The sequence below is a fragment of the uncultured Dysosmobacter sp. genome, from assembly GCF_947631165.1.
Lineage (GTDB): Bacteria > Bacillota > Clostridia > Oscillospirales > Oscillospiraceae > Oscillibacter.
In genome coordinates, this window is sequence record NZ_CANRKH010000068.1 from 1 (window position 1) to 9888 (window position 9888).

Consider the following 9888-nt stretch of genomic DNA (forward strand, 5'->3'; position numbering starts at 1 on the left):
GTGCTGAAACAGACGGTGCATAACTAATGGATATTCTTGCGGAGTTCTACCCTGGTCGAAATTATAGCAGGATAAAGGCAAGGAGTCAAATGTGCCTCCTTTGCCAGTCACATCTGCCCGCAGTGCGGACAGTTACGGGGGTTTTCGCGGGTATCGGAAATGGGGTCAAAATCCGGGCCATGCTGGCACTTGTAGGGTCATCATCCCCGAAAGCCCACGCCCACAAGAAAAAAGCAGGGGTCACACCCCGGAAAGGAGCCAGTTTTGAATAGAAAAGAGAAAATCGCCTTCTACCTGACGCCAGAGAAAAAGGCGCGTCTGGAGCGGCGGTGTCAGGAGGAGGGCAGCCGGAGCCTTACCGGATTTATTGAGCGGGCCGTCGATTTCTACCTGGACTACCTCAGCGCCAACGACGCGGGGCTGTTCCTTCCAGCCTCCATCAAGTCTTATGTGGATGGCCGCCTCGGAAAGATGGAAGATCGGCTGGCAACACTGTCCTTCAAACAGGCGGTGGAGCTGGATATGCTCTCCGGCATACTTGCGGACAGCTATCGGTTCAGCGAAGACGACCTGCGCCGCCGGCGTGCGGTGAGCGTCAAAAATGTGAAGCGGACCAATGGCCGCATCTCGTTTGAGCAGCGGGTGCGTGAGAGCTGGGAGGACGATGATCCGTGGCAAGGCTGATTGTGAAGAGTCCCTACATCCAGGGCAAGGGCGCAGGAGGTTACCTGAAGTACATCGGGACCCGCGACGGCGTGGAACTGTTGCCCTCCGGCTACATGGCGTACATGGCGGAGCGTCCCCGGTCCCACGGACTGTTTGGTGACGAGGACAGTGTAGATCTGGATGCTGCCATGGAGGAACTGAACAACTACCCAGGCAACATCTGGACGCACATCATCTCGCTCAAACGTGAAGATGCGGAGCGCCTGGGATACGATCATGCTCCACAGTGGTGCAATCTCCTCCGCACCCACCGCAACGACATCGCCGCGGCGATGCACATCCCGCCCAAGGACTTCCGCTGGTACGCCGCATTCCACAATGAGGGCGCGCATCCCCATGTCCATATGATGGCATGGTCGGTAAAGCCAGGGCAGGCGTATCTCAACAAGGATGGCATCCGCAAGATCAAATCCGAGCTGACCAACGATATCTTCCACATGGAGATGCTTCATCTCTACGAACAGAAGTCATCATCAAGGGATGAACTGGTGCGTCAGGCTCGCAAAGCCATGCGGGAGCTGGCACGCCAGATGCAAAACAGCATCTGCGATTTTCCGGATGTGGAGCGACTCATGCAGGAGCTGGCGGCGCAGCTGGAAACGGTCAAAGGAAAAAAGTCCTACGGCTACCTGCCCAAGTCTGTCAAGAAAACCGTGGACGAGATCGTAGATCAGATGGAGCGGCTTCCGGTGGTTAACGAATGCTATGAAGCATGGTGGACACTCCAGTGCCGGGTGGATGACTACTATGCGGAGCGGGAACGTCAGCGTCCGCCGCTGTCCAAGCAGAAGGAGTTTCGGCAGATCAAAAACGCGGTCATCCGGGAAGCAGAGCGCATCCGCCTGGGCGTGGTCACCTTCGAGGACGAGAGTATTGCGATGGAAGATGAGCCGGAGGAAACTGCGGGTATCTCCTATGACTTCTGGGCACTGCGGGATGTCGTTCAGAATGATGATCTGCCTATGGCGGAGCGAGACGAGTCCGTGGCGCGGCTGCAGCGTCTGGCGGAGGACGGCGAAACGCAAGCGCAGTATCTCATGGGAAAGCTGTGGCGTGACGGCCCGCTGCTGACGCCGGACTGGTTTAACGCCCGGTACTGGTTCACGCTGGCAGCAGAGCAGGGATTAGAGGCGGCACAGTATGCGCTGGGCAAGTTGCTCCTCTCCGACGATCCAGAGATTCGGGACCCGGACGAGGGGCTCCACTGGCTGAAGCAGGCCGCTCAGAGCGGCAGCCACTATGCTGCCTATCGGCTGGGCAAGCTGTATCTCCAAGGCGAACAGGTCCCAAAGGATGTGCCCAGAGCGCTGGAATACCTGACTGCCTCTGCCCAACTGGGAAACCCGTACGCCCAGTACACCCTGGGGAAGCTGTACCTCATGGGAGACGATGTGAAGCAGGACCGGGAGCAGGCATACCGCTGGTTCTGCGAGGCGGCGGCACATGGGAATGAGTACGCCCAATTCTTCCTAGACCGCTTTGACGAGATCCGCAGGCCCAGCGTTTTCCTGGCGGCCACAAAGCTGCTCCACCACATGGGACAGATCTTTCGTGAGAACTCCGTACCGCCTGCCGCCCCAGTGGGCCAGCAGGCGGACCGCAAGCTGCGCAGAAGGATTCAGGAGAAGAAGATCGCCATGGGGCACAAACCGGATGACCATGAGGAACAGCAGCATGGCGACTGGAACATGACCATGGGCGGGATGTAGGCGTATCAGAATCTGCGATGCAGATTCAAAGATAAAGGCACCCGGCCGCAAATGATAACTTTTTGAAAATAGTTCTCATTGGGGGTAGCTATTGGGATGTGGTTCGGGTATTGTGTGTTGCTGGAAAAGGAGGCGGCACACATGAACGACTACATGAAGGCCCTGCACCAGCGGTTCTTCCGGGAGCCGGAAAACACGGAAGAAGAACAGGAGATGGAACAGGCAGAGCAGGCACTGAAAGCCACTCTGGACCGGGAACAGCGCAAGCTCCTGCTGAAGCTGGCCAACGCCCAATCGCTGTGGCAGGAGCGGACCGCGCTGGAGAGTTTCATCGCCGGATTCCAACTGGCCCTGGGTATCGCCGGGGAGTTGGAGCCCTACTCCTTCGACGATGACGAGGAGGACCGGGCTCGGCGGATCATGGAAGCACCCGAAATCTCATAAAAGATTCACTTTAGGAAGGAGTGTGAGATCGATGAGTAAGCGCAGGCCATCTGGCGATGGCATGGTGCGAAAGCGTGATGATGGCCGCTGGGAGGGCCGCATCGTGGTGGGCCACAAGCAGAACGGAGAGCCCATCTTCCGGTATGTACTGGCCAGGTCCCAGAAGGAACTGCTGGACAAACTCCACCGGGATATGGAGGTCTACCAGGATGCGGAGCTCACCGAGGACAGCCGCATGACTCTGGGCGAGTGGCTGGACCGCTGGATGGAAGACTACGCCGCAGATACCCTGCGGCCCAACACTCTGCGCAGCTATGAGCAGTACATCCGGTGCTACATCAAGCCCTATCTGGGGGACAAGGTGGTCTCCCGCATTACCCGGGTGGACATTCAGAAGCTGTATACAAAACTGAAAAAAGAGGGCCGTGTCCATAACCATCCGGAGCACGGCTACGAGTTGTCCGACACAATGGTGCTCCGCATCCACGCCATGCTCCACCGCTGTCTAAAGGATGCGGAGGCCGCCCACGTCATCCCCCAGAACCCCGCCGACGGAGCTACCGTGCCCAAGGCCAGCTATAAGCCGAAGCAGATCCTGACACGGGAACAGATGGACACCTTCCTGGCGGCGGTGGATGGGAACAAAGTCTGGCGGGACTTCTTCTACACCGAGCTGACCACCGGCCTGCGTCGGGGTGAGATCTGCGGCCTCATGTGGCAGGACTTCGACGAGAGCGCCGGGACGCTGAAGATCGTCCGCTCGGTGAACGCCCCCAAAGCAGGGGTGCTGGAGATCGGCGAGACCAAGACCAGCCAGGGCAGGCGGACCATCCGCCTGCCGCCCAGCACTGTTCAGCGTCTGAAGGAACGAAAGAAGCACGCCGTCAGCCAGTGGATCTTCCCGGAACCGCTGGCCCCGGAGAAGCCGGTCCGTCCCAGCGCTGCCTACTACTGGATGAAGCAGATCTTGAAAGAGGCCGGATTGCCCCGTATCCGGTTCCACGATCTGCGGCATACCTTCGCCACCCACGCTCTCACCAGTGGGGTGGATGCAAAGACGCTGTCCGGTATCCTGGGCCACACCAACGCCTCCTTCACCCTGGACACCTACACCCATGTGACGCCAGATATGCAGAAGACTGCCAGCAATATCGTGGGCGGCTTTCTGGAAAATATCTTTGGGAAGGAGCTGAAACCGTGGCAAAGAGACGCAAAAACGTCACCGGAACCGTAAGGCAGCGGAAGGACGGCCGCTGGGAGGGCCGGGCGGTCATCGGCTACGATGAAAAGGGCCTGCCCAAGACGAAAAACGTCCTAGCCAAAACCAAACGGGAGTGCCAGGAAAAGCTGAAACAGCTCATGAAAACAGTGGTCGGCTCCAAGTCAGAGAAGATCCAACCGGATATGTCCTTCGGGGAGTGGCTGGACTTCTGGTATCAGAACTACATCAAGCCCAAGATCCGGCCCACCACTCAGGCATGTTACGAGGGGAAGATCTATCAGCATATCATCCCGGATCTGGGGAAGATCCCCCTGAATCAGCTGACTCAGAAAGACCTTCAGCAGTTCTACGCCTGGCTGAAGAAGGGCGGGCGGCTCATCCGCACCAAGCAATTCGGCGAGGGGCTGTCTGACTCCATGGTGCGGGGCTGCTACGCCACCTGTCGCGCGGCATTGGACAAAGCGGTGCAGGAGGGCTTGATTCGGACCAATCCGGCTGTGGGCTGCAAGCTTCCGCCAAAGCGGGGCCGGGAGATGCAGGTGTTGGGACGGGAAGAACTCCAGCGGTTCCTCATCCAGGCCCAGGCCGAGGGCTACTACGAACTGTTCCTGCTGGACCTGTGCACCGGTCTGCGGCGGGGCGAACTGATGGCCCTCCAGTGGGATGACCTGGATTTTGAGACCGGGACGCTGACGGTGAACAAGCAGGTCTATGAAGTGAAAGGGCAGCTTCAGTTGAGCGTGCCCAAGACCAAAGCCTCCATCCGCAGGCTGGTATTGCCGCCCGCAGTGGTGGAGGTGTTCCGGGAGTACCGAAAAACGGCGGATTCCCGGTGGATGTTCCCTTCTGCGAAAAAAGATGACACGCCCATGTCCCCCGGAGCGGTGCGCAGGCGGCTTCAAATCATTCTGGAGCGGGCCGGGTGTAAGAAGGTTCGCTTCCACGATCTGCGCCATACCTTCGCCACCCTGGCCCTGGAGAACGGAATGGACGTGAAAACGCTCTCCGCCATGCTGGGCCATGTGTCGGCGGCCACCACCCTGGATATCTACACCCACATCACCGGGAAGATGCAAAGCGAGGCGGCGGCCAAGATTGACCGTGGGCTGGGAAACGAGGTGCAGGAGGATACCGCCCAGCCTGAGCCGCTCCGGATAACCGACTTTCAGCCTGTGCTGGGACGGATTCGGAAACCAGGCACCGGGTGCATTACCGAGATCAACGACCACCTGTTTGAGGGGCGCTATTCCCCCACATGGCCGGACGGCACCAAGCATTCCAAATGCGTCTATGCCCACACCCGTGAAGAGTGCGAGGAGAAGCTGAAGGTGATGATCCGGGAGATGCAGGCCGAGCGGAAACTGCTCCTGGACCAAATGCGCGGCATCACCCCGCCGGACAAGCTCACCAAGAAGCAGAAGCAGATCTGGGGGTATATGAAGTTCCATCCCAAGGAAACAAACCTGAGCACGATTGCCAAAGGGGCTGGAGTGAACCGACATACGGTGGCCAAGTGGTATGAGATGATAAGAGAAATGGTGGCTGGGCAGGGAGGCGGCGCAGTTCAAATTGCGTGGGAAAAGGATGTATGATACACTCTAATACAGGAGCAGTTCCGCTTGAGAGGAGTAACGCCATGACGAGGGAACAGGCCGAAAAAGAACTTATTCAAATGTTGGAAGAGGGTGCACAGTGTGACCGGTACTATACAGCGGAAGAAGTCCGGCAGCATATGGCCGAGGTGTTTGAGCCGCGGCGCATCGTCTATCTGACCGGAGACACCCACGGTCGATTCGACCGTGTGGAGGCATTCTGTTACCGGCAGAAAGTAGAGAAAGAGAATACGTTTATTATCCTGGGCGATGTGGGGCTCAACTACTTCGGCGACTTTCGGGATCAGCAAAAGAAGGCGCAGTTGGCCCGATTGCCCTGCACGTTCTTCTGCATTCACGGCAACCATGAGCAGAGGCCCGCACCGGCCATAGGGTATCAGTGCAGCACCTACCATGGCGGAGCGGTCTGGGTGGAGCCGCAATTCCCCAATATCGTCTTTGCCATAGACGGAGAGGTCTACGACTTCTGCGGCTACAGTTGTCTTGCGATTGGTGGCGCTTACAGCGTGGACAAGTGGTACCACCTGGAGCGGGGCCTGCATTGGTGGCCGGACGAACAGCCATCAGAAGAAATCCGGGAGAAGGTGGAGTCGGTATTGGAGCAGCGAAACTGGCAGATCGACATTGTCCTCTCCCACACATGTCCCCTGAAATATGAGCCGCTGGAGGTATTCCTACGAGGGCTGGACCAGAGTACCGTGGACAAATCCACGGAGGAGTGGCTGGACTGGATCGAATCCAGACTCAACTACGAGCGGTGGTACTGCGGACACTACCACACAGAAAAGCAAGTCAACAAGCTCCGGTTTATGTTTGAGGACTATACACTCATTCCCCATACTCTCTCTATCGAAAAAGAGCGGGAGCGAGACGCTAAACTCCACCGTCAGGCGGAGATCGTGGAGGCACTGGGGCTTCTGGATGAAAGTACCTGACTGGGTCCAACGGCCCGCTGTCACGGCCTGCATGGAGAGTGACAACTGGATACCGTTGGCTTTTCAAAATTTAGTGCATATAGATAACATGAAAACAGGTGTCAAAGCCGCCCTTATGGGCTGCATGAGAGTGGGAGTCGGCACAGCCATCTTCTATTGGCAGATGATTCAGATACCACTCAAGGAGTTTACCCGATATACTTTCTATTTGGCGATCCTGGGCGATGAAATCTGCCAGAACGAACTGGATGGTAATGATCGATAAGGCGGTTATTCAGTTTCCACTCAAAGTGAAAACCTTGTAGAAGCGGTACTATCTCTTCCTGCAGATAAAGCGAAAGAAGAGCCACCGGCAGTTTCAGGAGGAAGTTGCGGGTATGGAGCGGTGGCTCCAAGAGTCCAGGCAGTACACTGGCCAGCCCAAAGAACGGCTGGAGTTTGAGTTCAAATGATATCAGGTCGACAAATCCAATGATTCTGTGCATCAGGCCCGGTACTGTCAAGCTTTATGCGCAAAATAGTTTGCAGACTCCGGCCAAATGAGGTCAGCTGGCAATAGAGACGTCCACAAAAGCCGTCTCTAAATGCTTCATATTCATGTATTTCTTGTTGCCCCACTGAGTACCGGCCACATGGCGCAGCCGGGCACAGACCAACATCAGAGCAGAGTTGCCATCCGGAAAAGTTCCCACCACACGAGTACGCCGGCGGATCTCCCGGTTAAGTCGCTCAATAACATTGTTGGTTCGGATTCGAGTCCAGTGCTCAGACGGGAAGTCACAGTAGGTCAGAGTTTCCTCAACGCTGTCCTCTCCCTTTTTGGCAGCCTCTTTCAGCTTCATTTCGCGCAGCTGAGCAACAACGGTCTTTGCCTTTTCGCGGGCAGCCTTTTTGCTCTCCTGGGCATGGATCGCCTTGAGCATCTTAGCCACCAGTTTCACTTTGGAACGAGGGACAACGGAGAACACGTTGCGGTAGAAATGGACCGTGCAGCGCTGGTACTTAGCCTCAGGAAACACCTCTCCCACGGCCTCCAGCATGCCCAGGCATTTGTCACCAATAACGAGTTTTACTCCGTCCAGACCTCGGCTCCGCAGCCATTGGAAGAAGCTGGCCCAACTGGCCTTATCTTCTTTCATGCCCTCAGCTGCACCCAAAACCTCACGATATCCATCCTCATTTACAGCGATTGCCACCAGAATCGCAACATTTTCGTACTCGCCGCCCCAATTTCGGCGCAGGTAGATGCCGTCCACATAAACGTATGGATACTTGCCGCCTTGTAAAGGACGGTTACGCCAATCTTCGATGTGAATGTAGGCTTTCTTATTCAGTTAGCTGATGGTGGCCGGAGACACCTTGCTGCCCCACAGAGCCTCAGTAATATCCTCTACGCGGCGGACCGAGACACCGGCGAGGTACATCTCTATGAGCGCTTCTTCTACGCTGCTTTCACGACGACGGTAACGCTCAATGATGGCAGTCTCAAAGGTAACACCTTTGAGGCGAGGTACGTGGAGCGTAACGTCTCCGGAGGTAGTGGTGAGGTTCCGGTCGTAGTGACCGCTGCGGTATCCCTGACGGGTCTCATTGCGCTCATAGCGGGCTGCCTGGGTGAGTTTCTCCGCTTCGGCTTCCAGTAGTTCGTTGAGGGTTTCCTCCACGCTGCCGCGGACTAATTCTTTGATCTGACTCTTGATAATTTCCTCATTAAACTGTACAATCTTTTCGGACATGGTTTGCTGTCTCCTTTCGAATGTTTGTGTCGCAACTTCATTCTACCAGAGATCTGCAAATCATGTCTCTTTTTATACCTTTTTCTATTTGCGCAACTTATTGTACCTTATCTCAGGCCCTTGACGATACCTTTCAGGCAGAGATTACGGAGGCGAAGAGGACTGGGAAATAAATAAGGGCTGGCACAGGTATTCTGCGCCAGCTCTCATATTTTTAAATCAAGAAAAGTTCTGTATATCGTATTCGAGTCGCTGTACTTCCTTGAACATGGCTTCTTTAAATAGATTGTCAACCGTTTTGAAATCTTTTTTATCAAAAGACTCTTGCTCATATATTTCAGATAAAATTTTCGTTTTTTCCTCCGCAGAATACTTGTCTGCGTTGATAATATAGTTTGAATTGCTGACATTCTTTGTAATCTCATAATATGTCCGAACAAATCTTTTGATCTCATTAAGCTTCGGAAAACCGTATCGACAAAATAGATGGTTAATCAACCAATCAAGATGAAAAAGTATTTTTAAATCGGTCAATTGCGAGTAATAAAATAACCAACCATACTTTTTTGAATCAAGTATACATCCTGTAATTCTAAGATTTAACCGCCATATAAACACCTGTTGCGAAATAGTTTGTCTTTTTCGCATACGGAATAGTTCTTCTATGGATGCCTCCAGTTTTTCTTCGGCGGAAGGACGAATTCCGACCCTGTTGTCGAAAAACATATATCCAAGAAAAGGAACTCCTTCCGAAATTTTGCCCGACGTAGTTTTCTTTTCATTTGCATTTAAATCAAAATCGGATTTAAGTATTTTTGTGCAGAATTCCTTAATTCTTTCCGATTGAGATGCAGTGCAAAGAATCAGAATGTCATCAACATATCGATAAAAGCATACATCAAACTGCGCACATACTTTTTCTTTTAAATCAGATAGATAAATGTCTGCTAAAATATTGGAAATAGATAAGCCTTCAGGAACTCCCCGGTCGTTTTTCCTTTTTGCTGAAACAGAACCGACTCGTGCAATTGTTTCAGTAGTTATAGCTTCTTCTATAAGGTGGATTGCCTCAACTTTTCGAACTTTCTTTTTAACTTTTTTTAGGAGCAGTTGATGGTTGATGGATGCATAAAAATGTGTGATATCAATTTTGACATAACCGTTAAAGCACCCAGAAAGCACCTCTTGTGTGATATTGCCGACAATTGTATGAAGTAGAGGTTCCTCAATTATGTCACCAAAAGAAGACTGGAGAAATTGGTGACATGCCGATAACGCTAACTTGTCTCGAATAGTAGGGATGGAAATAACTCTCGGTTCTTTTCCCCGCCCTTTGCTAATTAGGACTTCTCTATATCGAGTGAATTTATAGGAGCCAGACAGTACTTTTCGGGAAATGACCTGGATGTTGTCATCCAATTTATCTTCAGATAACATTTGTCAAGGGGAAATTTCTGAAATGAGACCCTTTCATAAATAATATAATATCCTCCCAGATTTGTA

The 9888-nt window shown here is 53.7% G+C and carries 8 protein-coding genes and 1 pseudogene; 7 read left to right on the forward strand and 2 right to left on the reverse strand.

Features of this window, described 5'->3' with window-relative positions; genetic code table 11:
* The first annotated feature begins 264 nt into the window (after positions 1 to 264).
* The 7 genes from Q0Z69_RS15915 (at position 265) to Q0Z69_RS15945 (ending at position 6914) form a co-directional block, all read left to right on the forward strand.
* On the forward strand, positions 265 to 684 hold the full coding sequence (locus tag Q0Z69_RS15915) for a hypothetical protein (protein WP_298035388.1): 420 nt from the start codon (positions 265 to 267) through the stop codon (positions 682 to 684).
* Positions 672 to 2435, forward strand: a complete 1764-nt coding sequence (gene mobP3 / locus Q0Z69_RS15920; protein WP_298035389.1) for a MobP3 family relaxase — start codon at positions 672 to 674, stop codon at positions 2433 to 2435. The genes Q0Z69_RS15915 and mobP3 overlap by 13 nt, the downstream gene beginning before the upstream one ends.
* Positions 2436 to 2576: 141 nt before the next feature.
* Entirely contained in the window at positions 2577 to 2879 is a 303-nt protein-coding gene (locus Q0Z69_RS15925; protein ID WP_298035390.1) for a DUF6809 family protein, read from the forward strand.
* A 31-nt stretch (positions 2880 to 2910) separates the two neighbouring features.
* On the forward strand, positions 2911 to 4113 hold the full coding sequence (locus Q0Z69_RS15930; RefSeq protein WP_298035391.1) for a site-specific integrase: 1203 nt from the start codon (positions 2911 to 2913) through the stop codon (positions 4111 to 4113).
* Positions 4077 to 5693, forward strand: a complete 1617-nt coding sequence (locus Q0Z69_RS15935) for a tyrosine-type recombinase/integrase (protein ID WP_298035392.1) — start codon at positions 4077 to 4079, stop codon at positions 5691 to 5693. Before Q0Z69_RS15930 ends, Q0Z69_RS15935 begins: the two co-directional genes overlap by 37 nt.
* A 44-nt stretch (positions 5694 to 5737) precedes the next feature.
* Positions 5738 to 6649 carry a metallophosphoesterase gene (locus tag Q0Z69_RS15940; RefSeq protein WP_298035393.1) on the forward strand — a complete coding sequence of 304 codons (912 nt, stop codon included), beginning with the start codon at positions 5738 to 5740 and terminating at the stop codon, positions 6647 to 6649.
* A complete protein-coding gene (locus Q0Z69_RS15945) occupies positions 6636 to 6914 on the forward strand; it encodes a hypothetical protein (protein WP_298035394.1) in 279 nt (92 codons plus the stop codon). The genes Q0Z69_RS15940 and Q0Z69_RS15945 overlap by 14 nt, the downstream gene beginning before the upstream one ends.
* Before the next feature lie 280 nt (positions 6915 to 7194).
* Here the strand turns inward: Q0Z69_RS15945 and Q0Z69_RS15950 are convergent.
* Together Q0Z69_RS15950 and Q0Z69_RS15955 are read right to left on the reverse strand one after the other, a co-directional pair.
* Positions 7195 to 8385: pseudogene (locus tag Q0Z69_RS15950) on the reverse strand (IS256 family transposase).
* 219 nt (positions 8386 to 8604) lie between these two features.
* A complete protein-coding gene (locus tag Q0Z69_RS15955) occupies positions 8605 to 9804 on the reverse strand; it encodes a reverse transcriptase domain-containing protein (RefSeq protein ID WP_298035395.1) in 1200 nt (399 codons plus the stop codon).
* Positions 9805 to 9888: the final 84 nt, after the last annotated feature.

Bases quoted from the DNA above. Each gene is read 5' to 3' on its own strand.
- Q0Z69_RS15925 (WP_298035390.1), top strand. From the start codon at position 2,577: ATGAACGACTACATGAAGGCCCTGCACCAGCGGTTCTTCCGGGAGCCG.
- Q0Z69_RS15930 (WP_298035391.1), top strand. From the start codon at position 2,911: ATGAGTAAGCGCAGGCCATCTGGCGATGGCATGGTGCGAAAGCGTGAT.
- Q0Z69_RS15940 (WP_298035393.1), top strand. From the start codon at position 5,738: ATGACGAGGGAACAGGCCGAAAAAGAACTTATTCAAATGTTGGAAGAG.
- Q0Z69_RS15945 (WP_298035394.1), top strand. From the start codon at position 6,636: ATGAAAGTACCTGACTGGGTCCAACGGCCCGCTGTCACGGCCTGCATG.